Origin of the sequence: Achromobacter sp. UBA4530 (genome assembly GCF_002388205.1) — a bacterium.
Classification (GTDB): domain Bacteria; phylum Pseudomonadota; class Gammaproteobacteria; order Burkholderiales; family Burkholderiaceae_B; genus Achromobacter; species Achromobacter animicus.
On record NZ_DGMA01000026.1, the window covers coordinates 57976 to 81713 of the forward strand.

The window sequence follows — 23738 nt, forward strand, 5'->3', positions numbered from 1 at the left end:
GATTGCGGTCCGGAGCCTTCGCTCCGGACTGCCCCGTCGTCATCGTCGTTGTCGCCTTCGGCGCCTGCCTTCCGATTCCCTCGGGCTTATCGACGCCCCGCGCACCCCGGGCCGCCACCGCACCGGACTCGAGCAATTGAAGCTTGCCGGGCGGCGGGACGGTCAGCGTGCTTGGCGTTCTGTTGGAGATGTGCCCGGGTTAGAAGCGGCTTGCGGGGCCCGTCCACGTTCGGCCGCGCGGGCGGCCTCCGGGGACTTACGCTGCGTCTTGCGTCGTGGCGATGACGCTTCGCGTGTGGCGGGAGATTCACGGGTGTCTGGCGACGTTGGCGGTGATCACCGCGCCTGGTGTCTGACACCCGCTGAGACGAGGTGTCTGACACCCGCTGACCCGCTGAGACATCGCGGCATACCGACGAAGCTCTCCCCTGGGTGTCTGACACCGTCGTATTGCTACCGTCTGGTTGCTGCTATTGCATTGCTGTCATGAAACGCCGCTATAGTCGGCCGCGTCTTGTTGCCCTTGCCTGAATGCCATGCCTTTGCCCTTGCGCCTGCCCCTGCCCTCCGCGCCAGCCGCGCTGCGCGTCCTCGCCGTGCTGGCCTTTGCCGCGGGGCTTGGTGTGTGGGCGTCGATCCTGCTTGCGCCGCAGCCCGGCCCCCTGCCCCCGGCCGTCTCCGCCGCTGCACCGCGCGCGGCCGATAACACGCCGGTGGCGTTGTGGTTCGGCAAGGATGAGGCTATGCGTACGCAGCTCACCGTGCTGGGCGTGATCGCGGCCGGCCCTGACGGCGCGGCGGTGTTGAGCGTGGACGGCGGACCGCCGCTGGCGTGGCGGGCCGGCGCGGAAGTGGCGCCGGGCATCGTGCTGCGCGACATTGCGGCGGATGCCGTGACGGTTGAACAGTCGGGCCGCGCAAGCCGTCTGGCGACGCCGGCGGCCCAGGATGCGCCGGGCGGGATCACGCGGGAGAAGTAGGCGCGGGATGGGGCCGCGACGCATGAGCCAATGGCAGACGGCAGGCTGGCAACGCTGCGCGTCCTGACGAAGGATCTATGGAATCGGCGGTTCTTGAACCTGCATCTCGTGAACTAGCAGCCCGTGAATGTTCGGCTTGCGACTTAGCAGCATGTGACTTAGCAGCTTGTGACTCAGCAGCACGTGACTCAGGATCTAGTAATTCAGCAGCTAGTGACAAAGCCGCGCAACGACGAACGGGGCGATCTCCCGGCGTGCGCATTACTGTCATATTTCATGTCCACAATCCCGGGCTTCAACAGATAGACCGGAGTTGCAAAGTGCGTCAGTTACCGCGCGGGCTTGCCCGCCAGCAGGGCTTCACCCTCATCGAGATCATGGTGGTGATTGTGATCATGGGGATTCTGGCCGCGCTGGTGGTGCCGCGTGTGCTCGATCGCCCCGACCAGGCGCGCCAGGCCGCTGCCCGTCAGGACATCGGCGGCATCATGCAGGCGCTGAAGCTGTACCGCCTGGACAATGGCCGCTATCCCACTACTGCGCAGGGCCTGCGGGCGCTGGCGCAAAAGCCTGATGGCGTGGCCAACTGGCGCGGCTATCTGGACAAGCTGCCCAACGATCCGTGGGGCCACCCCTATCAATACCTGAGCCCCGGCGTCAAAGGCGACGTCGATGTCTTCTCGTTTGGCGCCGACAACAAGCCCGGCGGAGAAAGCGGCGATGCCGACATCGGTTCCTGGGACCTCTGAGCGCGGTTTCACGCTGGTCGAAGTTTTGGTAGTGCTGGTGATCGTGGCCATTGCCGCGAGCATGGTGAGCCTGTCTGTCGGCCGGGGCGACAACCGCTTGCGGGCTGATGCCGAGCGTCTTGCCGATGCGTTTACGGTGGCGCAGAGCGAAGCGCGCAGCGATGGACGCAACATACGCTGGCTGGCGAACGGCCAGGGCTGGTCGTTCGAGCGCGCCGGTCGTTCGGCGGGCCCCACGGCGCAGGACGATGTTCCCGTGCCTGTCGACCGATTGGAAAGCGATGAGGTGCTGCGGCCGCAGTCGTGGTCGGCCTCGCCGGTGCAATGGCGGTTGGATCCGGACCGCCCGCTGATTTTCAATACCGAATGGGTTGCCGCGCCGATGACGCTGACGCTGAGCGCGGCGGATGCGCACGTGACGCTGCAACGCGACGCTGCGGGGCGCTATGAGATTCGCTGAGATGGCTTCCGAGGTGGCTGCGGATGAAGTCGTCAATGAGGCTGTTGATGATGCTGTCGATGAAACTTTCGGTGTGCCTGTCGATGAAGCCGTCGATGAAGCGGTCGATGACGCCGTCGACAAAGCCAGCAATGCCGCCACCGGTGACGCCCGCCACGGCAACGCCGGGGACTATGCCCCAGCCGCCAGCGGCCAGGCTCACCCGAGCGCGGCGGGCGCCGCGTTTCCCCGTCCGCGCAACCGCGAGCGCGGTTTCACGCTGATCGAAGTGCTGGTCGCGCTGGCAATCATCGCCGTGGCGATGGGCGCGGCGCTGCGCGCCACCGGCGTGATGGCGGCGAACAACCGCGCGCTGCAGGACAAGACGCTGGCGCTGCTGGCCGCGCAGAATGCGCTGACGCAATTGCGGCTGGAACAGGCCCTGCCACGCGCCGGCACGCAGATGGTGCCGTGTCCGCAAGGCGGGCTGGCGCTGCAATGCGAACTGGTCTTCACCAATTCCATGAACCGCAGCTTCCGGCAGGTGGCCGTGAAGGTCCATGACGCCGCGTCTTCTCGCGACGGGGCGATTCTGCTGCAGCTCGACGGACTGCTGTCCAGCCTGCGATGACGATGCGCCGTTCTCCGCAATCGCAGGCCGGCTTCACGCTGATCGAGGTGCTGGTCGCCCTGGCGCTGATGGCGCTGGTCAGCCTGATGGCCTGGCGCGGACTGGCCAGCGTGTCGGGTGCGCGCGATCTGATTGCCGCGCAGGCCGAGGATACGGATGCCATCGTGCGCACGTTGGGGCAGATGGCGCGGGACGTCGAGTTGTCGTACACCGGGCCCGCCTTTGATTCGCCGGGACTGGACGCGGTGGCGTTCACGACGGGCTTGCGGCTGCTGCCGCGCGCGGCGGGCGGGCAGACGCTGGAGATTTTGCGTCCCGATCCGGATGGCAACGGGTTGTGGCAGCGTATTCAATGGCAGGTGCGCCGCGACGGTTTGTGGCGGGTGGGCGGACCGTCCGCGCAACGCAGCCCGTTGCCTGCGGCGAATGACGGCGTGCTATTGCTGCCGGGCGTGCGGTCGCTCGCGCTGCGCGCTTGGGTGCCGGGCGTGGGCTGGGCGGACGCCAATGCCTCGTTTGCCGCCGCGCCTAGCGGTCTGGAGATCGCGTTCGAACGCGGGGTGCCGGGCGACCTGCGGCGCTATACGCGCGTCCTGGAGCTGCCATGAGCCGCCCAGCCGCCGTGCGCTACACCCCCACCGCGCTCGGCCAACGCGGCGCGGCGGTCGTCGGCGCGCTCATCGTCGTCGCAATCGTGGCTGCGCTGACGACCAGTCTGTTTCAGCGGCAGACTGCCAGCACCCGCCGCGTGGAAAATGAACTGGCGCGGGTGCAGGCGCGCGCGATGCTGGCGGGCGGGATCGACTGGGCGCGGCTGGTCGTGCGAGACCACGGCCGGCGCGAGCCCACCACCCGCGGCGACCAGATCTGGGCCACGCCGGTGCTGGACACCCGCATCGAACGTCCGGGCGATGACCGCGTGGCGGTGTTTTCGGGCGGTGTGCAGGACGAACAGGGCAAGTACAACCTTTACAACCTGGCGCGCAACGGCGTGCCGCAGCCGGAGCAGGAAGAAGTCCTGCGGCGTCTGCTGGGCATGCTGGAACTGCCCGATACGCTGGCCACGCGGATCGTCGACATCGTCGCGTCGGCACAGCCGCCCGCGCTGGCGGCGAATGCCTCGAACACCGGCCCTAACGCCACCCCTAACGCCACCCCAGACACCGCCCCGAACACCGCAGCGCGGCCCGGCCCGCAGGCGCGCGCGCCGCTGCCGCGCGGGGTCGACGAAGTGGCCGCCCTGCTGGGGTTGGAGCCGCCGATGCGCAATGCGCTGCGGCGCACGATGACGCTGCTGCCTTCGGCCACCACGGTCAACGTCAACACCGCGCCCGCCGAGGTTATCGCGGCTCTGGTGCCGGGGCTGTCGCTGGCGCAGGCGCGCGCGATGGCGGGCGAGCGCGATCGCGGCAACTGGTTCAACAACACGGGCGATTTCGCCAACCGGCTGGCGGGCACGGGCGTGAAGACGCCCGCCCCGTCGGTCTCCACCAACAGCGGCTGGTTCCTGGCCAGCGGCACCGTGGTCTACGAACGGGCGCGCGTCTCCATGCAGGCGCTGATGCGCAGCGCCCCGCCGGCCGCGCCCGAAACCATCTGGACGAGAGAAACACCTTGAAGAACACCCTGCGCATCGCCCTGCCCGCGCTGGAGGAATTTGGCGCCGATTCGCCGCTGCCCTACGCGTGGTTCGACCGGCGCGGCCGCTGCGTGCGGCAAGGCGAGCTGGCGCTGCGAGCGCTCGGGAACGCCTGGCCACAGGCCATGTGCGAAGCCGTGCTGCACCCTGCCGACGTCATCGCCGCGACGGTGCAGATCCCTGCGGTAGCGCGCGCGCATTTTGGCGCGGCCGTGCGCGGTGCGCTGGAACCGCTGGTGCTGAGCGATCTGGATAGTCTGGCGATCGGGTACGGCTCGCGTGCCGCGGACGGCTCCGTGCCGCTGGCGTGGTCTCCACGCGAACCGGTTCGGCGTGCTTGGGGACTGCTCAGCCAGCAAGGGCTGCGCGTGCGCGCGCTGATCGCGCCGCAGGCGCTGGCGCCGGCCATGGATGCGCCGTTGCGCGATCCCGCGGATCCGCGCTGGCACGCGCCCTCGCCCGCATGGTCGCTGGCGATGCCGCACCTTGCCCCTGTCAGCGTGTCGCGCTGGCAGCCGGTGTGGCGCTGGGGCGCGCTGGCCGCCGTGGTGTGGATTGCGGGACTGAATATCTACGCGGCGCAGTTGCGCGGCGAGGCCGACGCCTTGCAGCGCGGCATGCACGATCAGGTGCTGGCGGCCTTTCCCAACGTGCCGGTCGTGCTGGACCCGGCGCGTCAGGCGCAGCAAGGGCTGGACGCGTTGCAGGCCAACCGCGGCGCCGCCAGCGCGGGCGACTTCCTGCCGCTGGCGCGCGCCGCCGCGCAGGCGTTGCCCTTTGCGGCCGACAAGGTCGCGCACCTGACCTACGCCGATCAGGCGCTGACGTTGCAGCTGGCGGACGCCGGTCCGCAGGCGCAACGCGTCGCCGAAACCCCCGCACTGATTCAGCAGGCCGCCGCTTTGGGGCTGAAGCTGGAACGCGGCGACACCGACAACACCTGGCGCATCGTGCGCAGCCAACCATGAAACCGCTTTACCGACTTCAAACCGCGTGGCAGGCCGCGCGCAAACCCGTGGACCCGGCGCTCGCGCGCGCCCGCCAGCGCTATCAGGCGCTGGCCCCGCGCGAGCGGCGTCTGGTCACCGGAGCCGCCTTGCTGCTTGGCGCGGCGATCGGCTTCGTCACCTTGATCGAACCCGCCCTGAACACCGTGCGCAAGCTGCAGGCCGAGCTGCCGGGGCTGCGCGCCCAGGCCGCCACCGTCGCCGACCTGACCGCGCAAGCCGCCGCCCTGCGCCAGCGCAGCGCCGCGCCTGCGGGCGCGATGCCCAGCACGGCGGAACTGGCGGCCAGCCTGGAACGCGCCGGCCTGCCCGCGGGGCAATGGAAGCTGGCGGTTGCGGAAGGCGGTGGCGTGGAACTGTCGCTGGACCAGGCGCCGTCGTCCGCGCTGATGCGCTGGCTGGACGGTGCGGGACGCGACTGGGGGCTGGCCATCTCCAAGGTGGACCTGTCACGCGCCGCGAACGCCAATGGACGTCCGCTGCCGGGCCTGGTCAACGGCAAGGTCGTGCTGCTGCCGCCGCAGGCGGCGGGGAGCCGGTGATGGTCGTGAAGATTCTCTTGGACCGCGCGGCAGGCCTGCAGAGGGTTGGCACGGTGTGCGCTGCAATCGGGAGCTACTCATGCCTGTGAAGCTTCCCTCGCGCCGCGTCGCAGGGCTGTGGATCGCCGGCGTCCTATGCGCCGCCGCCGCGGGCGCCGCTGTGCTGCCCGCGCGCTGGGTGTTGACGCTGTTGCCGGACGACGCGCCGGTCACACTGGCCGACGCCAGCGGAACGCTGTGGCGCGGCAGCGCCTGGGTCGCACTGGGCGCCCAAGGGGCGCGCCGCGTGCTGCCGCAACCGGTGCAGTGGCAATGGCGCTGGGACACGTTGGCGCTCGACATTTCGCATCCCTGGCTGCAGGGCACCTTACGCGCGCGCCCCGGGTGGAACGGCCTGGCGCTGCCTGCGTCGTCCCTGCGCGTGCCCGCGACGGTCCTGCCCGCGCTCGGCGCGCCTTGGAATACGTTGTCCCCGCAGGGCATGCTGGAGATCAGTTGGCAGCCCCTGCGCCTGGGCGCCCCGCTCCCCCCCGGCCCGGCCGTCGACCTGCGCTGGCGCAACGCGGCGACTGCGCTCTCGCCCATCACGCCGGTGGGCACCTACTTGTTGCGGGCACAAGGCGGAAAGAGCGGCGCCACGCTGGTCCTGAGCACGGAAAGCGGCCTGCTCGACGTGAAGGGCCAGGGCAGCACCGGCCCGCGCGGTTTGAACTTTCAGGGTGAGGTCACCTTCGCTCGCACGGCCAGCGAAGCCGACCGCGCCGCGCTGGACGGCCTGATGTCGACACTGGGCCGCCGCTCGGGCGACACGGTGACGTTCAGCGTGGGGAAGTCGGCGCGATAAGTGTCGAAGTTCACTTGAGGTGGAAGCTCGACGCCATGGAAGTCAACGACTTAATGAAGTGTGGTTCATTTACTCTGTCCGCAATGGTTCATTGAACTTGGTAGCTGATCAAGTCCATCACATCACGATGCTCTCCAATCCCAGCCCCCTCGCGTACCCTAAAACGGCGGTGAGCTAGACCTGGGCGACCAACGACCACTACCGGCCAAGAACAGTCAGTCGGCACATGATCTAGCCGTTTGCGTCGAGGGTTCTTTGGAGTGATTCTCGAACCGATTGCCGTCTCGCCTGAGCCAATTGCGCTGCGTGGCATCGCGGTCACCCGAGTGCCGCAGAATCCCCCTGCTCGACCGCGCGGCAAACCCACCCCAGCTCGTCCTTAATGCGCAGACGCAGGGCGTCGGCCGCATCGGGTTCCCCATGCACGATGAAAGTCTCTCGCGGCGGACGGGAAAACCCACGTAGCCAACGCAGGATCTCATCGGCATCCGCATGTGCAGACAACATGGACAGGTTGCTCACTTCGGCACGCACTGGCACGTATTCCCCATGGATCTTGACCGTCTGGGCGCCGTCGAGCATCGCGGCGCCGCGGGTGCCCATCGCCTGGAAACCGGCGAACAGGATCGTATTGCGTGGATTGCCAGCATAGTGCTTCAGATGATGGATAACCCGTCCCCCCGTTGCCATGCCGCTCGCCGACAGGATGATCTTGGGCATGGGCGATCTGTCCAGCGCCTTGGACTGTTCGACGTCGCTGACGCAAGATGCGACGTTGTAGGCAGCGATGGCATCCTGACGCGCGAGCCGCTGGTCAGCGTCGTGCCGCAGATAGATTTCAACGGCTTCGCTTGCCATCGGACTATCCAGGTATATCGGCAGGTTGCGGGCGATGCGGCCCGCCTGCTTGAGCCGCCAAAGGTGGAACAGGAGGAGCTGCGCACGCCCCACGGCGAACGACGGGATCAACAGAGAACCGCCGCGCGCGACGGTTCGTTCGATGATGTCCGCCAAGGCATTGAGCGCGCTTTCCCTGCTGTGGCGCCGGTTGCCGTAGGTTGACTCCACGATCAGATAGTCCGCCTCCCTCACGGGCGCGGGCGGACGCATCAGCGGATCGTCATATCGGCCAAGATCCCCAGAGTAAGCCAGTCGCATGCCAGCGTGCGCGATTTCTACAACAGAGGCGCCCAAGATATGGCCGGCGCGCGACAGGCGAAGCCGCAGACCAGGCGCCAGTTCGGTCATCGTGTCGAACGGGACTGGACGAAAGGCGGCGATGGCCCGATGCGCGTCGGCCACCGTATAGAGCGGTAGCGCCGGCCGATGCTTTGTCAGGCCATGCCGGTTCACATAATTTGCATCAGCCTCCTGCAGGTGGGCGCTGTCCAGCAGCAGCAACCGGCACAGGTCAAGAGTGGCATCAGAACCATATATCGGGCCCTTGAATCCTTCGCGCACCAGCCGCGGCAGGTACCCCGAATGATCCAGGTGCGCGTGCGACAGCACCACAGATTCAATGCTGGAAGCCGCGACGGGAAACGGGGCCCAATTACGCAGCCGGAGTGTCTTCACGCCCTGGAACAGCCCGCAATCCAGAAGGATGGATCGCCCATCCATGCTCAGCAGGTGACGCGAGCCGGTGACTGTGCCCGCAGCGCCCCAGAATTGCAGCCGAAGCTTGCTTTCCATAGCTTGCCTCCCGGGTCCTTTTTCCGAAATCTTCGCTAAATGGCGTCGCTGAGAGTGACTGAACGCAACGTCTCGCTCAGGCCTTCGACGGCAGATGTGCTGCCATCGATAGGTATGGACATCCTTCTGGACATCCTGGAAGACATGCCTTCAGCGTAGAGGGGAAATTGGGCGGCAACTTGACCGGAGTCAATTTCCCCTGCGGGCTACGCGCGATGATCGCAGTGAATGCAGGGCCAGGCGGCCCGAGCATCCACTTCTACCGGAGGCTCCGTGAAAAACGTACTTATTCCCGTTGACGGATCAGGCAACTCTCTGCGCGCCGTGCGCTATATGGTCGACCATATCCGCGAACACGGCCCTTGCTCCATACACATCCTAAACGTGCAAATGCCCATTGTTTCTGGAGCGGTATTGGCCTTCGTTCAGCCGGAGGCGATCCAGGAGTACTACGACGATGAATCGAAGATGGCCCTGGCGGAGTCGGAGGTCCTGCTGGACCAGTCAGGAATTCTCTATCAAAAGGCTGCTCGCGTCGGCAACGTCGCCGAGTCCATCAAGTCCTATGCCACCGAGCAGGGTTGCGACCATATCGTCATGGGGTCGCGCGGATTAGGCGCCGCCGGCAGCCTGCTGCTGGGTTCGACCACCTTGAAGGTGCTGCACACGGTTCACATCCCGGTGGTGCTGGTTAATTAGGCCGATGAGCCATGGCCCCGCCGGATCATCAGCGCACGCTGATCTCGATCAGCCTGGACCTGATCAAGGATCCAATGTTCGCCCTGCTGCTCGCGGGCGGAGGGCTTTATTTGATTCTGGGAGCCTGGCATGAAGCCGCCTTGTTGCTCCTCTTCGTGCTGGTCATTTTCGCGCTGACTGTCGGGCAGTCCGTGCGTACGGCGCACGCATTGGAAGCGTTAGGACGCCTTGCGGCCCCCCGTGCCCTCACACTGCGTAACGGCAAGCGGTGCTGGGTCGCCTCGGCGGCGCTTGCGCGCGGCGACTCTGTGCTGCTGGCGGAAGGGAACCGCGTCCCGGCGGATGGTCAGCTCATCGACGGCGAAGGCCTTCTGGTCGACGAGTCTGCACTCACCGGAGAGTTCCAGCCGGTATTCAAGCGGATACCGAGCACGCCCGGAAGCGGCGCCGAAATGCTCTGCGGGGCGTTGGTGCTGTCGGGAACGGGCATCATGCGCGTGGATGCCGTCGGGGACGACACCAGATTGGGAGCGTTGGGACAGGCCATGCGGCAATTGACGCCCGAACGTGCGCCCCTGGAATCGCAGACCCGCCACTTCATCCTGCGGTTCATGTGGGTGGGCTTCATCCTATCCCTGGCAACGTGGGCTTTATATGTCTACATGCGGGGAGGATGGCTTGAAGGGCTGCTGGCAGGCATTGCGCTGGCGATGAGCCTGCTACCGCAGGATTTCCCGGTCATCGTGACGATCTTCTCCGCGATGGAAGCAAAGCGCATAGCAGGCGACGGCGTACTCGTCCGGAAGCTGAGCGTGGTCGAAACCCTGGGCAAGACGACTGTGTTGTGCGCCGACAAGACGGGCACCATGACGACCACCACGATGGCCGTGCGCCAGCTGTACATCGGGTCAATCAGCATGGACACTTCCGATCTTGTGGGCATAACCGGCGCCAATCCAGCATCCGAGGTCTGCAACCTGGCTGAAACGCTCGCGCTGGCGAGCGTGCCCGACTCCGGCGATGCGATGGAGGAGGCTTTCCGCAGGTTTGCCTCGAAACTTGCTGGCCGTCCACCTGCAACAGACTCCCTCACACTTACAAAGGCCTACCCGTTCTCTTCCGCTCGACTGGCGGTCATCCACGCCTGGACAGCCGCGCCGGAGAACCTCATCCGGATCGCGTGCAAGGGCGCCCCGGAAACTGTGTTCAAGCTTTGCAAGCTCACGCCGGAGCGCGAAACGGAACTGGAAGCCGAGGTCCGGCGCATGGCCGGGGAAGGGTTGCGAGTACTGGCGGCAGCCAGCGGAAGCTGGCCGAGTACGCCGCTACCCGATAACCCGGAAGATATACCTCTGCAGTTTGCCGGTCTGATCGGTCTGGAAAACCCACTCAAGGAAGGCGTGAGCCGTTCAATCGCCGCCTGCGATGACGCGGGCATACGCGTGCTCATGCTGACGGGAGACCACCCGGCTACCGCCAAGGCCATCGCCCGCCAGGCAGGCATACCGGCCGACCTGGTGGCCGAAGGCGATGTTCTAGAGCGGGAAAGCGACGAATGCCTGTCCGAACTAGTCAAACGCGTATGCGTTTACGCCCGTGTGAAGCCTGAGCAAAAGCTGCGCCTGGTCCAGCTGCTGAAACAGCAGGGGGCCATCGTCGCGATGACCGGGGACGGCGTCAATGATGCACCCGCGCTGCGGGCGGCGCATGTCGGTATCGCCATGGGCGGGCGCGGCACCGATGTCGCGCGGGAGGCGGCGGACCTGATCCTGACCCGCGATGATTTCTCCGACATCTTGAATGCGATACGGCAAAGCCGCCGATTGTTCGACAACCTGTCCAAGGCGATCGTCTATATCGTCGCGGCGCATGTCCCGATTGCAGGGCTGGTGATTTTGCCCCTCCTGTTCGACTGGCCGGGACTGCTGCGCCCAGCGCATGTGGCATTCCTGGAGATAGTGATCGGTCCCCTGTGCGGACTGGCATTCGAAACCGTCGCAGGAGAGCCGGACCTCATGCGTCGCCCTCCTCTGCCCGTGGCAAAGCCGCTCTTTTCGTTGACGACGTTCCTGCTCGGCTTTGCCCAGGGGCTGGCGCTTCTGGCATCGGTGGGGATTCTCTATGGGTGGCTGCAACAAAGCCAGTCGCCTGCGGATAGCGCTCGATCCACCGCCTTCTGCGCCTTGGTGCTGGGCAATCTGGCGCTGATGATCAACAACCGCTCAACCCATCAACACCATGCCGGCGTGTGGGACGGAGCGACCCGACTGGCGATAGCGGCAACGCTGGCCCTGCTTGTGTTGACTTTGGAATGGCCAGCTCTGCGTCGCCTGTTCGAATTCGGCCCCCTGGACGTCAGAGGCTGGGCGACTGCCTTACTCGCGGCGGCAACGGCATGGCTGGTCGCGCGGCCACTGCGCCCGCCAGGCCAGCCGCTGACGGCGCCAAAAAAGTTGCACTGCAAGGCAGCACGATGATTCCCTTCGCATACGGACTAGCGCACGGCCCTGGGTTGCATGCCCCCACGCCAGGGCTTTGCCACTCAGCTGGACAAAGAGGTGGAAGCGCGGACGTGCCGCCATCCCTGGCAAATTGGCCGCGAATTGAGTTTCGTCAAGCTTGGATGGGCAGGCGATCCTACTCTGAACGGGTCGCGCCCGACGTATGCCGCCGCTGCGGCGCCCCTTTTACCATTTCGGAGGAACTGGTCATGCAACCCGATTACGCACCCTATGTGGCACTGTACAAATATGGCCTGAATACTGCGCTGGCCATGGCCGAGAACTACTTCGACGGAGCCCGGCAGCTGCGCGCCCTCCAGTTGAAAACCGACAAGGAAATGCTCGCCTTGGCGCAGCAGGTGCAAGCCGAAATCGAATCCATGTCCTCGGTAGCGGCAGTTTGCTCCTATCAGCAGAAACTGGCCGCCAATCTGCTGGGACGTGAGCTGAACTACCTGCGCGAGATTGAGAAGATCGCACGCGCCGCATCCGCCTCGGCGTCCGCCACCTTGAGGGACAGCAAGAATCCTTGGCAGGAACGCGTCGCCGAGGTCGCATTCGGCGCCGGCCAGTTTCTGGCCGATGGCAACGCGACAAGCTCCGCCGGCGGCAAGAATGCGTAGCGTCAAGAATTGGCAAACTTCAGAAGGCCCATTCCAGGCAATAAATCACAGGAAAGAAGCGTTGATCGCGCAGGTTACGGGCGGTGGCTCGCCGGCCGCGTTCGCGCTCGCGCTCGCCGATTGGTGGATGCACCTTTGCACCGCACCCGGCAAGCAGCTCGAACTGGGGATGATGTGCGGCGTGGAAGCCGCGGCGCTGTGCCGGCACGCCGCCCTGGCCTGGACCAGTGCGAACCGAACCGCATCGGCGCCTGAGGTGGACAACGCGCAAGCCCCGCAGGCTTGGCACCGCGAACCGTTTAGCCTGTGGTGGCACGCATTCCAAACGGCACGGCGATGGGGGATGAACGCCACCAGGGATGTTCCCGGCGTCGCCGCCCATCATGCGGATCTGGTGTCGTTTTGCTGCGCCCAGTGGTGCGATATGTTCTCGCCAGCCAACTTCGCGTGGTCCAATCCCGTCGTGCTGGAACGCTCCCTGGCCGAAGGCGGCCGCAACCTGATTGCCGGCCAGATGAATTATCTCGCTGATCTGCAGCGCAAGCTGAGCCATGCCCCCGAGGAAGGTGCGGAACGCTTCCAGGTTGGCAAGGACGTCGCGATCACGCCCGGTGCGGTCGTCTTCAGGAATCATCTCATCGAGTTGATTCAATACGAGCCTTCGACCGCCACAACGCACCCTGAGCCGATACTCATCACCCCTGCTTGGATCATGAAGTATTACGTGCTGGATCTGTCGCCGGGAAATTCATTGATCCGGCATCTGGTCGCACAGGGTTACACGGTCTTCTGCATCTCCTGGCGCAATGTGGATTCGAAGGACCGGGACCTGTCGCTGGACGATTACTTGCACATGGGCTTCATGGCTGCGCTGGACGCCGTCTGCCGCATCGTGCCAGGCCGCCGGGTGCATGGCGTGGGCTACTGTCTGGGCGGTACCCTGCTGTGCATCGCCGCCGCCGCAATGGCGGGAAAAAAGGACGACCGCCTGGCCACCCTCACACTTCTGGCGGCGCAAACCGACTTCACCGAACCGGGCGGACTGGGTCTGTACATTGATGCCAGCGAGGTGTATTTGCTGGAAAGTCTGATGTGGGCGCAGGGCTACCTTTCAGCCGGTCAGATGTCCGCCGCGTTCCAGTCGCTGCGGCCCGTCAGCGATACGGCCGCGCGCGCCGTGCGCAGGTATCTGTTGGGCGAGCATACGGCGCCCAATGACCTGATGGCATGGAATGCGGACTCCACCCGCATGCCTTACCGCATGCATGCCGAGTATCTGCGAAAGCTCTTCCTGAACAACGAGTTGGCGGGCGGCCGCTACCAGGTCGACGGCCGCATAATCGCTTTGCGCAACATCCGCGTGCCCATCTATGCCCTGGGCGCCGAAAACGACCGGATCGCGCCATGGCAGTCCATCTACAAGATCCACTACCAGACCGACGCCGACATCCGCTTCGTCCTTGCCAGCGGCGGCCACAATGCAGGTGTCGTCAGCGAGCCCGGGCATCCGGGGCGCTGGCACCGTGTGAGGGAGGGCGCAATGGACAGCCTGCGCGTCGGTCCGGACGAATGGGCGGCCGGTAGCAGCCTGCACGCCGGGTCCTGGTGGCCCGATTGGCATGCCTGGCTCGATGCCCAGTCCGGTCCCGCGCAGCCGGATCTGCCCCCCCTGGGTGAGCCTGGAACCAACCGCGCCGCCTTGACGCAAGCCCCCGGCCGCTTCGTACTCCAGGATTGAACAGCTGGATCGCCGAAACGGCGCACAATCCGGGTCGTCACGGCGCCGCGGCGCAAGCCTCCTTCTCCTGCGCGCACATGAAGACAGGCATTTTGATGAAAAGAATGCCTTTCAGCGCGAGCCCCCGCGCCAGCCCAACGTCCGACAGGATGAAGCCCGCAATCGGCTCGATGACCGGATTGCGTCCAGCCATGGCGGCCTCGTCCAGGACCTGGATGGTTCCGCTCGCGCCCTCCACCCATCCGGGAGCCGCCTCGAACCCTCGCAGCGCCTCGTAGGCGGAGAAAAACAGGATCAACGCCTTTCCGTCCAGCCCAAGCACCGAAGCCGGGGGGCTGGCAACGGCGTTGTAGTAGCTACGCGTTCCCACCGCATCGATCAGTACACCTCGACCATAGGCCGTTCCCAGGATGCCGCCATCCGCATGCAGCGCAGGCACGACCAGCACACCAAAGGAACGCGCAATCAGCGCCTGGGCTTTGGGCGATTGGAGATAGAGTCGCGATAACGCGGCTTCCGCCTCCAGGTCCGCCCGCTTGAGTATGGCGGGGGAAACGGGCGACAGCGTATCCGCCGGCTGTCCGAAGGCGATTTCAACCGGAACGATAGTCAAAAAGAGCCGGAACCATATGGCAAAAATGCGGGTTTTCATGACTCCTCCAGGGGTGCGGGGCTTACAGGCTCGCGGTTCCACGGCTTATTACGACGCCGGCCGCCATTTCAAGGAATCAAGACTGCCGTTGCTTGGATGCGGCCCATTCGAACGTCATCCAACGCGGCGTTTGCCGCTTCAAGAGGATATAGGCGCACGTCGCACTGCACGTCGGACGCGACGGCAACGTCGAGGAACTCCCGACCATCGGCACGGGTCAGGTTGGCCACGGATACAAGCTGGCGTTCCCCCCATAGCAGTCGGTATGGAAAAGACGGAATGTCCGACATGTGGATTCCGCCGCACACCACACAACCTCCCTTGCGTACCGCTTTCAGCGCGACAGGGACGAGATCACCCTCTGGCGCGAAGATGATGGCGGCATCCAGTTGCTCGGGCGGGACACTCAAGCTGTCTCCCGCCCATACGGCACCGAGCGCTCGGGCCTGCTGTTGGGCAGGCACATCCCCTGCCCGTGTGAAGGCGTAGACGTGCCGGCCCTGCCAAGCACAGATTTTTCCCACTAGCCGGCCCGCAGACCCAAATCCATAAACGCCAAGCCGCTGCGCTGGACCAGCCGCCCGCAGCGCACGCCAGCCGATCAACCCCGCGCACATCCATGGCGCCATGGAGGCCGCGCTTCGATCCTGTGGCGCCGGGAATAGGTATCGTGCGTCTGCGATCAAGTGCGACGCGAAGCCCCCAGGCCGCGTGTAGCCGGTGAACTCCGCAAAATCGCAGAGGTTTTCTTTCCCTGACCTGCAATAGCTGCACTGACCGCAGGCCTTTCCCAACCACGCCGCGCCGACGCGCATCCCCACCATCCCTTGGTCGACACCAGAGCCCGCCTGCTCGATCACGCCTATCACCTCGTGCCCGGGCGTGACCGGATAGCGCAGATCCGGCAGCTCGCCATCCACCACGTGCAGATCCGTACGGCAGACGGCGCACGCCTCGACCCTCAGCCGAACCTCGCCACTGCCTGGATCGGGTGTGGTGCGATGCTCCAATGTCAGGGGCTGACCAGCAGCCAGTTGCGACATGCTTTTCATGGACGACATCTGTTTTGCGCTCCTGACCGCTTGCTGTTGACCGAAGCCCAGTTCAAGCTGGCACGACGGCAACCTTCAAGACGTTGTCCCGCTGATTTGCAAAAAGATCGTATGCATCTGCAATCCGATCCAGAGAGAAACGGTGCGTGACCATTTTCGCGAGGTCCAGGCGTCCGGACTCCAGCACGCTCATGAGGCGGCGCATTCGCTCCTTTCCACCGGGACAGAGCGCGGTATTGATCTTGTGGTCGCCTAAACCAGCCGCGAACGCGGAAACAGGAATTTTCAAGTCGCTGGAGTAAACGCCCAGGCTGGACAACGTGCCCCCCGGCTTCAATACGCGCAATGCAGATTCAAAAGTGTTTTGCTGCCCCAACGCTTCAATCGCGGAATCCACCCCTCTTCCGCCTGTCAGCCGCAGAATTTCCTCGACGGCGTCGCATTCATGGAAGTTCAGGACGACGTCCGCGCCCCACGAGCGGGAAATCTCCAGGCGTTGCGCATTGCCGTCAACGCCGATGACCGTGGTCGCCCCCAGCAGCCGGGCGCCTGCCGCCGCGCAAAGCCCAATCGGGCCCTGCGCGAATACGGCCACCGTGTCGCCAATGCGGATATTGGCATTCTCTGCCCCTTTGAATCCGGTCGACATTATGTCCGGACACATCAGCACCTGCTCGTCGCTCAAGCTGTCCGGTACCGGCGCCAGATTGGCCTGCGCATCGGGAACCAGCAGGTATTCGGCCTGGGCGCCATCGATCATGTTGCCGAAACGCCATCCCGCGGTGGCGCGGTACCCATGGCATCCGCACAGGCCGCTGGCCATCAGATAGCTGCCATCCTGGGAAGGGGCGCCGTCCTGAGCAGCGTAGGAATTGAAGTTCGGACAGATGGCTCCGGCGATCACGCGCTGACCCTCGGCGTAGCCCGTGACGGCGCTTCCCAGCTTTTCGATGACGCCTACCGGTTCGTGTCCGATGGTCAGGCCTGGCTTTACGGGATACTCGCCCTTGACGATATGGATATCGGTGCCGCAAATGGTCGTGGTTGTTATTTTCAATAGCGCGTCATTCGGGCCGACGTCCGGAATGCGCTTTTCCCGTATTTCAATGCGCCCTTGCCCGGCGAACACGGCTGCTTTCATCATGGAGGTCATGGCTTATCTCCTGCGCTAAAATGCGCCAATCGTCAGTGCGAAAACAAGACCGGCACCGTCATCGCAGCCAGTAGCGAACGCGTGGCGCCGCCCATCACCCATTGGCGCATGCGGCTGTGTCCGTATGCGCCCATGACGATCAGATCCGCGTCGAAATCCGCGGCCGCACTCAAGATGGCATTGCCCACGTCGATATCCCTCGTGCTGCGCGATACGTGTTCAAGTTGAGGAAAGCCGTGGCAGGCGCAATATGCCGCCAAGTCCTCGAACGGCACCTCGGTGTTCCCGCTCTCCCTCTCCCCCTCCCCATCCGTCGTCAGAATGGCCAGGGCATTCGCATTGCGCAAAAGCGGCGCGGCGTCGGCGATCGCACGTGCGGCCTCCCGTCCACGATTCCAGCAGTACAGCACACGGGCACCCGCACCATTGAACTTGCCTGCCGACGGCAAAACGATCACAGGCCGCCCCGCAGACATCAAGACTTGCTCCACGAAGTCATTGCCGACAGCGGCTTGCACGTCTTCCGGATTCTGTTGACTGATGATCAGGACATCGGAACAGCGGGCATGGCTGACGACACATTCCGCCGGCTCACCTTCCCCCTGCCGCCATGAGGCCGCTACGGCACTTTCGCGCGTGGCCTGACTGAACGCCAGCTCCACGGCAGTGCGCCCCTTCTCGTTGATCTGCCGGGCCACATCCATTGCCCGGACCCAAAGTCCTGCTTCGTCGTAAAAATAGCCGGGCGAGACGTAACTGGCGAATATTCCAGTCAGATGCGCGTCATTGGCGCGGGCAAGCTGCAGGGAGAATTCGACGCGCCGAGCACAATCGAACCCGCGGTCGAGATGAACGGCAATTCGGCAGTACATGATTACCTCTATGGAAAGCGAAGGGACTTGCTGGACGTGGTCCGCTTCATTCGATCTGCAGCGTTCTGTTCTTGCTTCCAGCGATCTTTGGCAAGGTCAGGATGAGGACGCCGTTCTCGCAGACAGCCTTGGCGGCCGCCTGATCGATGGCACTGGCCAGCGACACGGATCGTTGAACCTGCCCCCAGAAGCGCTCCTGGCGGATGACCTTCCCGGCCTCTTTCGTTTCGCTGCGCCTTTCCTTGTTGGCTGAGATCATGACGTTGTTGCCATCGATCTCTACGGATATGTCCTTCTTGTCTATCCCCGGAACATCAGCCTTCAGGACGTATGCGTCTCCTGCCTCGGTGACGTCGATGTCCATACGAGGCGTTTGTTCTTCCGGGTTCTGCCGGATCGGCCGCAGGAACGCCTGAAATACGTCGGCGAATGGATCACTGGTGAATGGGCTGTATTGCGTCAAGCGCGACATGGCTAGCTCCTTTTCATGCTGATGAAAGGCAGGTGACCTCACCCGCCTTTCCATGCTGCTCCTGCCTGAGGCGCCCAAATTGACCTTTGTCATGCAGAAATTAGGGACAAGAGTTCGGCCTTTGCCGTAAGCCGCTCTGGCGGCGGCGAAGGACCGCTCGATTGACCAATATCAACGACCTTAGGCTTGGCAGGCTCAACATGAAAACGTCGAACTCGACTAACGACTTGCACCTAGACGACCTGGAGAGCGACATGCGCGCGCGGAACCTTATGACCCCAGCCCCCTACTGCGTCACGGCAAGAACACCGGTCTCCCAGATCATGCGTGCGATGCTGGACAAGAACATCAGCGCGGTGATGGTGATGGGCGACGATGGAAAATTGATTGGGCTCGTCAGCGAGGGAGATCTGGTCAGGCGCCAGGACAGCACGCATCAAAAGAAGATGGACCATTGGCTGGCGCTGCTCGCCGAGGGCGAGGCCTTGAACCTGGAGTTCCTGCACAGCCTTCAACTGGGTGAGCAGACAGCCGCATCCGTCATGAGCAGTCCCGTCATTACGGTGGAAGAAGACACGGAACTGGCGCAGATCGCCGACCTTATCCTCAAACGCGGTATCAAGCGCGTCCCGGTGACCCGCGGCGGCGAATTGGTCGGCGTGGTAAGCCGCCGAGACATTTTGCGCGCGCTGCTGGACCAGGAAGGCTGAGCATCCAAGGAGAGGCATCATGGAGCGCATAGGTATCTTTTATTATTCGCGCACGGGCACCGCCCGCGTCACCGCCGAGCGCCTTTCATCCCTGAGCAACTGGCCTGCATACGAAATTCGCGATGCAGTCCCAAGGTTTGGACTGAGCGGTGATTGGCGCTGCATTGTGGACAGCTTGCTCAAGCGCTGCCCGGATGTGCGATATGACGGTCCGCCCGTCGATGGCTTCGACCATATCATCCTGATCGCGCCGGTCTGGCTTCGATCCTTGGCCGCGCCCATGCGCGCCTTCCTGAAAATGCAGGGACGCCTGATCAAGGCCTACTCTGTCATCTGTGTCATGTCTGGCATCGGCGGCTTTCGCGCGGTGGACGATATTGCCACCCTGGTCGGGTCCAAGCCGCGCTCGATCCTGCTTCTGAAACAATATGACGTGCTGGCCGAGGAATGTGATGCGTCCCTTTGCCGCTTCCGCGATCAGATGCGCGCGGCAGCGCCTGCCGGATGGGATGATCCGGTACTGCCTGCCGTCGATTGAACAGCCCTTATCGATTCGCTAGTACTTTCAGATTAGCTCGCTCTCACCAGTGCGCCGCATGCAGATGTGTGCTGCAATGATTTTGCCACCTGTACCGGGGATGGCAACTCGCACGCTCCCGCAATGAAGCAATCGCTTAACGCGCCGCCGCTGCTGGACATCATCCAGTCTGCCACCGAGCCGATCATCACGATAGACGAGCGCCTGCGCATTGTGATGTTCAATCCGGCGGCCGAACGTGTATTTCTTTGCCGCGCGGACGAGGCCATCGGCGCTAACCTCGACATCCTCATTCCCGCCCGATTTCGCGCCGCCCATTCCAGGCATGTCGACCGGTTCAAGCAGACCGGGATTTCCGAACGCCAGATGGGTTTGGGCGCGCCGCTCTGGGGCCTGCGCGCCAACGGCGAAGAATTTCCCATGGAAGCCTCCATTTCTCAGACGCACTCGGAGGCTGGCGTGTACCTGTCCATCTTCCTGCGGGACATCACCGAGCGGCAGCGGGTCGATCAGGCGCTGCGCGCCTCCCGTGACGAACTTACTCGTCTTTCTAACGCATTGCTGCATGTCCGAGAGCAAGAGAAAAAGCATATCGCCCGCGAATTGCACGATGATTTGGGCCAGACCCTGACTGCGCTGACCATGGAACTGTCTCAGATGGAAGCCGGCTTCGCGGCCGACGACAACGCCATGCGCGCTCACGTCCGTGCCATGCGGCGGCTGATGAAGAAGACATTCGCGTCATTGCGGCGCATCGCATCCGACCTGCGGCCCGTCATGCTGGACGACCTTGGACTCGCCGCCGCGGTCGAATGGCTGGTGGCGGACTTCGTTTCCCGTTACGGCATCGATGTGGAGGCGCAAATCGACATCGGACCGGAGGAACCTGGTAAACCGGTCGCAACAACGCTGTTTCGCGTCGTCCAGGAAGCGCTTACCAACATTGCCAAGCATGCGCAGGCTAGCAAAGTTCAGGTACGACTCTGCTTCACCGGATCGATGTGTGAATTGACCGTTCAGGATAACGGCGTAGGCACTGCGCCTGAAACCCTGGCCAAGAAACTGCCCTTGTCGCTGGGCCTGCAAGGGATACGGGAACGCGTCCGCCTGCTGAATGGCGAGGTAACCATACATACGCAAAAAAGAGCCGGCTTCCGTCTGCATGCGCGCGTGCCTGCCCACCCGCCGGAATCCGGATGGGAGGCAGCATGATCGCTGTCATGCTGGCCGATGACCACACGCTCCTGCGCGCGGGCCTGCGGCGCCTGCTGGAACATGCAGGCGGCATCTCGGTGGAAGGCGAGGCCGGCAACGGTCTGGAAGCGTTAAAGCTCCTCGGCCAGCGCCCGTGGGACCTGCTGGTGCTGGACATGTCCATGCCTGGCCGCGACGGCGTGGATCTGATCCGCCAGATCCGGCACGAATACCCGAGAACTCCGATACTGGTGCTGACCATGCATGGAGAGCAGCAATATGCCGTACGCGCGATCAAGGCGGGGGCTGCGGGATATCTGACCAAGGACAGCGCCGCCGAGGAACTGGTAGTCGCGGTTCGCAAGGTCGCCGCTGGAGGCAGGTACCTGAGCCAGTCCTTGGCGGAAAGCATCGCTTTCGAACGGCAAGCCGATACCGACACCCTTCCCCATCTTCTGCTGTCCGATCGAGAATTGTCCGTATTCCGTTACCTTGCCGCCGGCCTGAGCAACTCGGACATCGCCCGGCTGCTTTTTCTGAGCGTCAAAACCGTCAGCACCTACAAGTGCCGCATCCTGGTCAAAATGCAGTTGCGCAACCAGACCGATCTGGCGCGTTATGCAATCCGGCACCGATTGATTGACGACAAGGATACGCCGGAAATTTGACCAGCCGCCGCACAAGCCGGCGTTCCAACCGAGGTAGGAAATTTCCTACAGCGGTAGGTAAAACCCACGCCAATCTGACGAGATACGCTGATAGCGAGCCGCCGCCCGGCCAAGCATACTGGGGCCGCATATCCGCTTGGGCCTACACCGCCAGGCCCATGCAGATCCGGCAGTCAGACCCAGTGAGGTGCGCCATGGAAACCCTCTCGTCGTCTACCGCAGCCCAACTGCCGTTACGCGCAGAGGCGATGGGCGAATGCGAAGCCTGTGCTCTCGACCGCATCTGCCACGCTCGCGTTGACGCCGAACCGGTCCAGGCGGGCGTACCCCGTACCCGGCGACTGGTCCGGCAGGGCGACACCATTTATCGCGCAGGCGACGCTTTGCATAACCTGTATCTGTTGCGATCCGGCTCGGTGAAGATCCGAGCCACTAATCCTGCCGGCCTCGAACAGATCACCGCCTTTCCCGTTGCTGGTGCCGTACTCGGGCTAGATGCGATTGAGACTGGCACTCACACCAGCGATGCGATCGCCCTCGAGGATTCCCTGGTATGCATCCTGCCCTTCTGCGACCTGATGAGGAACTGCCGCCAGGACTTCATTGCCGCCCAGCAGTTCAACCGTCTGATCTCCCACGACATCAATGAGAGCCGTGACTTGCTCATGGCCCTGGGATGCATGACCACCGAGGAACGGGTCGCGCACTTTCTGATAGGGATCTCCGAGAGAATGACGGCCAACGGATACTCTCCCCGTGAATTCATCCTTAAGATGACACGCCAGGATATTGCCAATCATCTGGGCATGAAGGTAGAGACCGTGTGTCGCGTTTTCGCCCGGCTGCAAGCTGCAGCCCTGGTCCGCGTGCACAGAAGGCAACTGCAAATCCGCAACATCGACGCGCTCCGCAAAATCAGCTGCGGCTGAATGCGCACTCAGCCGCGCCGTATTCCGCTTGACCAGCGTTCAGCCGACGGCCAATTTGTCCTGCACGTCGACAACCCCTGGAACAGCCCAGGCAGCTCGCTCCACGGCGCCACGTTCAATCCAGCTATCCACCCGCCCGCTCAACACGACCTTATGATCCTGCACGCTGACCTCCACACGCTTTGCTTCGACCAGCGCGCTACGCAGCAGCGCTTCTTCGATCTTGCGCTTGATGTCGCTCGCATGCACAACAGGAACCACTTCGATCAAGTTTGATATGCCGGTCACCCCTGAGAGTTTGTGGACTGCGATCTCGGCAGCCTGCCGTTGAAAAAACCACTCAACCGTACCATTCAATGTCACCCACCCCTTGTTCACGGTCACCTGCACCTTGCGGTCAGGGATCGTCGAATCCCAGGCAATAATATTGAGCGCCCGCGCGGCAATCTGATCGTCCGCGAGTTGTTTGTCAGCGGCCCTCCGCACCTCTATCTCCTGCGCGATTCCTCGAACTCCCCTGACCCGCTGAACCACGTCTTCGGCGGCCAGCTTCTGCGCAAATGTGCTGACATGTCCCGTCAATGTCACCACGCCGCCTTCCGCCACCACACCTATATGCTCATCTTCGACACTGGGCTCGAACGCCAGCGCTTTCAGCACTCTATCCCGAAGTTCCGTATCGCTCATGATGATCTCCTGAGTTTCCGATTTCCCGTGTTTTGGGTTAGGCCTCTGGGCATATTGAGCGCTGTTTGCGAAATCCTGTTGACTTATGTCATCCGGATTTTGGGGTCGAATTTGCGTCAGCCGCCATCGTCAGCACGAGCCGTCTTCCTGCGAAAATCATGACAACAATCAATGTTTCGCCCGCAAGCCCGCCGATACTGGGCGTCAGCCCCCCACACTTCGCGGAGTTGCACCATGTATCAGAAAATTCTCGTTCCTATAGACGGAAGCCCGACGTCCGAGTCGGGCTTGAGGGAAGCGATCCGGATCGCTCAGACCACGCACGGCCGCCTGCGCCTGATTCATGTCGTCGATGAACTCTCGTTCGCTTTTACGGCGGATGCCTACAGCTATCACGCGGGTCAACTGCTGGACCTGGTCAGAAAGAACGGGGCGGAGGTGCTCGAACACGCCTTGGGGCAAGTCAAGGCGGCGGGAGTCGAAGCAGACACCGTGCTCCACGAAAATCTCGACAGGACCGTCAAACAGCGGGTGCTGGACGAATCCCTGTCATGGAAGGCCGACCTGATCGTTATCGGCACGCATGGACGCCGAGGGCCGAGCAGACTGGTGCTGGGAAGCAGCGCCGAGGGCATTATGCGGGGCGCTACCGTGCCTGTGCTGCTCGTGCGGGCTCCTGAGGGCAACGCATAAGCAGCCAGAGCGCGCGGACATGACACTCCAAGCG

25 protein-coding genes and 1 pseudogene are annotated in these 23738 nt (G+C 63.7%); 19 read left to right on the plus strand and 7 right to left on the minus strand.

All coding sequences use genetic code 11. The features are described from left to right. The first annotated feature begins 536 nt into the window (after nucleotides 1-536). The 9 genes and pseudogenes from B2W22_RS19415 (at nucleotide 537) to gspN (ending at nucleotide 6831) form a co-directional block, all read left to right on the plus strand. Nucleotides 537-980 carry a general secretion pathway protein GspC gene (locus B2W22_RS19415; RefSeq protein WP_286939269.1) on the plus strand — a complete coding sequence of 148 codons (444 nt, stop codon included), beginning with the start codon at nucleotides 537-539 and terminating at the stop codon, nucleotides 978-980. Between the two features lie 320 nt (nucleotides 981-1300). Continuing rightward, nucleotides 1301-1729 (plus strand): type II secretion system major pseudopilin GspG, encoded by a 429-nt coding sequence (gene gspG, locus B2W22_RS19420; RefSeq protein WP_175126123.1) that lies wholly within the window; start codon nucleotides 1301-1303, stop codon nucleotides 1727-1729. Next, entirely contained in the window at nucleotides 1701-2189 is a 489-nt protein-coding gene (gene gspH / locus B2W22_RS19425) for a type II secretion system minor pseudopilin GspH (protein ID WP_175185161.1), read from the plus strand. Before gspG ends, gspH begins: the two co-directional genes overlap by 29 nt. A gap of 220 nt (nucleotides 2190-2409) precedes the next feature. Beyond that, nucleotides 2410-2799: pseudogene (gspI, locus tag B2W22_RS19430) on the plus strand (type II secretion system minor pseudopilin GspI); the annotation flags it as partial. Between the two features lie 2 nt (nucleotides 2800-2801). Next, nucleotides 2802-3407 carry a prepilin-type N-terminal cleavage/methylation domain-containing protein gene (locus B2W22_RS19435; RefSeq protein ID WP_191579435.1) on the plus strand — a complete coding sequence of 202 codons (606 nt, stop codon included), beginning with the start codon at nucleotides 2802-2804 and terminating at the stop codon, nucleotides 3405-3407. Continuing rightward, nucleotides 3404-4417, plus strand: a complete 1014-nt coding sequence (gene gspK, locus B2W22_RS19440; protein ID WP_286939272.1) for a type II secretion system minor pseudopilin GspK — start codon at nucleotides 3404-3406, stop codon at nucleotides 4415-4417. Before B2W22_RS19435 ends, gspK begins: the two co-directional genes overlap by 4 nt. Then, on the plus strand, nucleotides 4414-5406 hold the full coding sequence (locus B2W22_RS19445; RefSeq protein WP_286939274.1) for a GspL/Epsl periplasmic domain-containing protein: 993 nt from the start codon (nucleotides 4414-4416) through the stop codon (nucleotides 5404-5406). Before gspK ends, B2W22_RS19445 begins: the two co-directional genes overlap by 4 nt. Further along, on the plus strand, nucleotides 5403-5987 hold the full coding sequence (gspM, locus tag B2W22_RS19450; RefSeq protein ID WP_286939276.1) for a type II secretion system protein GspM: 585 nt from the start codon (nucleotides 5403-5405) through the stop codon (nucleotides 5985-5987). The genes B2W22_RS19445 and gspM overlap by 4 nt, the downstream gene beginning before the upstream one ends. A 79-nt stretch (nucleotides 5988-6066) precedes the next feature. Next, nucleotides 6067-6831, plus strand: a complete 765-nt coding sequence (gene gspN / locus B2W22_RS19455; RefSeq protein ID WP_286939277.1) for a type II secretion system protein N — start codon at nucleotides 6067-6069, stop codon at nucleotides 6829-6831. Nucleotides 6832-7149: 318 nt separating this feature from the next. Here gspN and B2W22_RS19460 read toward each other — a convergent pair whose 3' ends face one another. Further along, nucleotides 7150-8523, minus strand: a complete 1374-nt coding sequence (locus B2W22_RS19460; RefSeq protein WP_286939278.1) for an MBL fold metallo-hydrolase RNA specificity domain-containing protein — start codon at nucleotides 8521-8523, stop codon at nucleotides 7150-7152. 273 nt (nucleotides 8524-8796) lie between these two features. Here B2W22_RS19460 and B2W22_RS19465 point away from each other — a divergent pair, with 273 nt between their 5' ends. From B2W22_RS19465 to B2W22_RS19480, 4 genes are all read left to right on the plus strand, one after another. Then, on the plus strand, nucleotides 8797-9222 hold the full coding sequence (locus B2W22_RS19465) for a universal stress protein (RefSeq protein ID WP_286939279.1): 426 nt from the start codon (nucleotides 8797-8799) through the stop codon (nucleotides 9220-9222). 11 nt (nucleotides 9223-9233) lie between these two features. Further along, complete coding sequence (locus B2W22_RS19470) at nucleotides 9234-11699, plus strand: cation-translocating P-type ATPase (RefSeq protein ID WP_286939280.1); 2466 nt, start codon at nucleotides 9234-9236, stop codon at nucleotides 11697-11699. Nucleotides 11700-11932: 233 nt separating this feature from the next. Further along, nucleotides 11933-12346 carry a hypothetical protein gene (locus B2W22_RS19475; protein WP_286939281.1) on the plus strand — a complete coding sequence of 138 codons (414 nt, stop codon included), beginning with the start codon at nucleotides 11933-11935 and terminating at the stop codon, nucleotides 12344-12346. Beyond that, on the plus strand, nucleotides 12339-14084 hold the full coding sequence (locus B2W22_RS19480) for a PHA/PHB synthase family protein (RefSeq protein ID WP_286939282.1): 1746 nt from the start codon (nucleotides 12339-12341) through the stop codon (nucleotides 14082-14084). Before B2W22_RS19475 ends, B2W22_RS19480 begins: the two co-directional genes overlap by 8 nt. A 37-nt stretch (nucleotides 14085-14121) precedes the next feature. Here the strand turns inward: B2W22_RS19480 and B2W22_RS19485 are convergent, their stop codons facing one another. The 5 genes from B2W22_RS19485 to B2W22_RS19505 all read right to left on the minus strand — a co-directional run bounded on the left by B2W22_RS19485 (nucleotide 14122) and on the right by B2W22_RS19505 (nucleotide 18285). Beyond that, complete coding sequence (locus B2W22_RS19485; protein ID WP_286939283.1) at nucleotides 14122-14736, minus strand: hypothetical protein; 615 nt, start codon at nucleotides 14734-14736, stop codon at nucleotides 14122-14124. Between the two features lie 68 nt (nucleotides 14737-14804). Next, a complete protein-coding gene (locus B2W22_RS19490; RefSeq protein ID WP_286939322.1) occupies nucleotides 14805-15788 on the minus strand; it encodes a zinc-dependent alcohol dehydrogenase family protein in 984 nt (327 codons plus the stop codon). A 52-nt stretch (nucleotides 15789-15840) separates the two neighbouring features. After that, a complete protein-coding gene (locus tag B2W22_RS19495) occupies nucleotides 15841-16941 on the minus strand; it encodes an NAD(P)-dependent alcohol dehydrogenase (protein ID WP_286939284.1) in 1101 nt (366 codons plus the stop codon). 32 nt (nucleotides 16942-16973) lie between these two features. Continuing rightward, on the minus strand, nucleotides 16974-17813 hold the full coding sequence (locus B2W22_RS19500; RefSeq protein ID WP_286939285.1) for a universal stress protein: 840 nt from the start codon (nucleotides 17811-17813) through the stop codon (nucleotides 16974-16976). 46 nt (nucleotides 17814-17859) lie between these two features. Beyond that, nucleotides 17860-18285, minus strand: a complete 426-nt coding sequence (locus B2W22_RS19505) for an Hsp20/alpha crystallin family protein (protein ID WP_286939286.1) — start codon at nucleotides 18283-18285, stop codon at nucleotides 17860-17862. Between the two features lie 161 nt (nucleotides 18286-18446). Between B2W22_RS19505 and B2W22_RS19510 the strand changes: the two genes are divergently transcribed. From B2W22_RS19510 to B2W22_RS19530, 5 genes are all read left to right on the plus strand, one after another. Then, entirely contained in the window at nucleotides 18447-18995 is a 549-nt protein-coding gene (locus B2W22_RS19510) for a CBS domain-containing protein (protein WP_286939287.1), read from the plus strand. A gap of 19 nt (nucleotides 18996-19014) precedes the next feature. Further along, on the plus strand, nucleotides 19015-19533 hold the full coding sequence (locus tag B2W22_RS19515; protein ID WP_286939289.1) for a flavodoxin family protein: 519 nt from the start codon (nucleotides 19015-19017) through the stop codon (nucleotides 19531-19533). A gap of 123 nt (nucleotides 19534-19656) precedes the next feature. After that, entirely contained in the window at nucleotides 19657-20745 is a 1089-nt protein-coding gene (locus tag B2W22_RS19520) for a PAS domain-containing sensor histidine kinase (protein WP_286939290.1), read from the plus strand. After that, complete coding sequence (locus B2W22_RS19525; protein WP_286939291.1) at nucleotides 20742-21395, plus strand: response regulator; 654 nt, start codon at nucleotides 20742-20744, stop codon at nucleotides 21393-21395. Before B2W22_RS19520 ends, B2W22_RS19525 begins: the two co-directional genes overlap by 4 nt. 194 nt (nucleotides 21396-21589) lie before the next feature. Beyond that, nucleotides 21590-22324, plus strand: coding sequence for a helix-turn-helix domain-containing protein (locus B2W22_RS19530; RefSeq protein ID WP_286939292.1), 735 nt, complete (start codon nucleotides 21590-21592; stop codon nucleotides 22322-22324). 39 nt (nucleotides 22325-22363) lie between these two features. Here B2W22_RS19530 and B2W22_RS19535 read toward each other — a convergent pair whose 3' ends face one another. Next, nucleotides 22364-23011: a BON domain-containing protein gene (locus B2W22_RS19535; RefSeq protein WP_286939294.1), complete on the minus strand. Its 648-nt coding sequence runs from the start codon at nucleotides 23009-23011 to the stop codon at nucleotides 22364-22366. 234 nt (nucleotides 23012-23245) lie between these two features. Between B2W22_RS19535 and B2W22_RS19540 the strand changes: the two genes are divergently transcribed. Further along, on the plus strand, nucleotides 23246-23704 hold the full coding sequence (locus tag B2W22_RS19540; RefSeq protein WP_286939295.1) for a universal stress protein: 459 nt from the start codon (nucleotides 23246-23248) through the stop codon (nucleotides 23702-23704). Nucleotides 23705-23738 lie beyond the last annotated feature (34 nt).

Excerpts from the sequence above, each read along its gene's own strand:
- B2W22_RS19525 (WP_286939291.1), top strand. The coding sequence starts at position 20,742 with ATGATCGCTGTCATGCTGGCCGATGACCACACGCTCCTGCGCGCGGGC.
- B2W22_RS19520 (WP_286939290.1), top strand. The coding sequence starts at position 19,657 with ATGAAGCAATCGCTTAACGCGCCGCCGCTGCTGGACATCATCCAGTCT.
- B2W22_RS19505 (WP_286939286.1), bottom strand. The coding sequence starts at position 18,285 with ATGTCGCGCTTGACGCAATACAGCCCATTCACCAGTGATCCATTCGCC.
- B2W22_RS19540 (WP_286939295.1), top strand. The coding sequence starts at position 23,246 with ATGTATCAGAAAATTCTCGTTCCTATAGACGGAAGCCCGACGTCCGAG.
- B2W22_RS19460 (WP_286939278.1), bottom strand. The coding sequence starts at position 8,523 with ATGGAAAGCAAGCTTCGGCTGCAATTCTGGGGCGCTGCGGGCACAGTC.
- B2W22_RS19515 (WP_286939289.1), top strand. The coding sequence starts at position 19,015 with ATGGAGCGCATAGGTATCTTTTATTATTCGCGCACGGGCACCGCCCGC.
- B2W22_RS19415 (WP_286939269.1), top strand. The coding sequence starts at position 537 with ATGCCTTTGCCCTTGCGCCTGCCCCTGCCCTCCGCGCCAGCCGCGCTG.
- gspH (WP_175185161.1), top strand. The coding sequence starts at position 1,701 with ATGCCGACATCGGTTCCTGGGACCTCTGAGCGCGGTTTCACGCTGGTC.
- B2W22_RS19500 (WP_286939285.1), bottom strand. The coding sequence starts at position 17,813 with ATGTACTGCCGAATTGCCGTTCATCTCGACCGCGGGTTCGATTGTGCT.
- B2W22_RS19475 (WP_286939281.1), top strand. The coding sequence starts at position 11,933 with ATGCAACCCGATTACGCACCCTATGTGGCACTGTACAAATATGGCCTG.
- gspM (WP_286939276.1), top strand. The coding sequence starts at position 5,403 with ATGAAACCGCTTTACCGACTTCAAACCGCGTGGCAGGCCGCGCGCAAA.
- gspK (WP_286939272.1), top strand. The coding sequence starts at position 3,404 with ATGAGCCGCCCAGCCGCCGTGCGCTACACCCCCACCGCGCTCGGCCAA.
- B2W22_RS19485 (WP_286939283.1), bottom strand. The coding sequence starts at position 14,736 with ATGAAAACCCGCATTTTTGCCATATGGTTCCGGCTCTTTTTGACTATC.
- B2W22_RS19490 (WP_286939322.1), bottom strand. The coding sequence starts at position 15,788 with ATGAAAAGCATGTCGCAACTGGCTGCTGGTCAGCCCCTGACATTGGAG.
- B2W22_RS19535 (WP_286939294.1), bottom strand. The coding sequence starts at position 23,011 with ATGAGCGATACGGAACTTCGGGATAGAGTGCTGAAAGCGCTGGCGTTC.
- B2W22_RS19480 (WP_286939282.1), top strand. The coding sequence starts at position 12,339 with ATGCGTAGCGTCAAGAATTGGCAAACTTCAGAAGGCCCATTCCAGGCA.
- gspN (WP_286939277.1), top strand. The coding sequence starts at position 6,067 with ATGCCTGTGAAGCTTCCCTCGCGCCGCGTCGCAGGGCTGTGGATCGCC.
- B2W22_RS19530 (WP_286939292.1), top strand. The coding sequence starts at position 21,590 with ATGGAAACCCTCTCGTCGTCTACCGCAGCCCAACTGCCGTTACGCGCA.
- B2W22_RS19435 (WP_191579435.1), top strand. The coding sequence starts at position 2,802 with ATGCGCCGTTCTCCGCAATCGCAGGCCGGCTTCACGCTGATCGAGGTG.
- B2W22_RS19470 (WP_286939280.1), top strand. The coding sequence starts at position 9,234 with ATGGCCCCGCCGGATCATCAGCGCACGCTGATCTCGATCAGCCTGGAC.
- B2W22_RS19495 (WP_286939284.1), bottom strand. The coding sequence starts at position 16,941 with ATGACCTCCATGATGAAAGCAGCCGTGTTCGCCGGGCAAGGGCGCATT.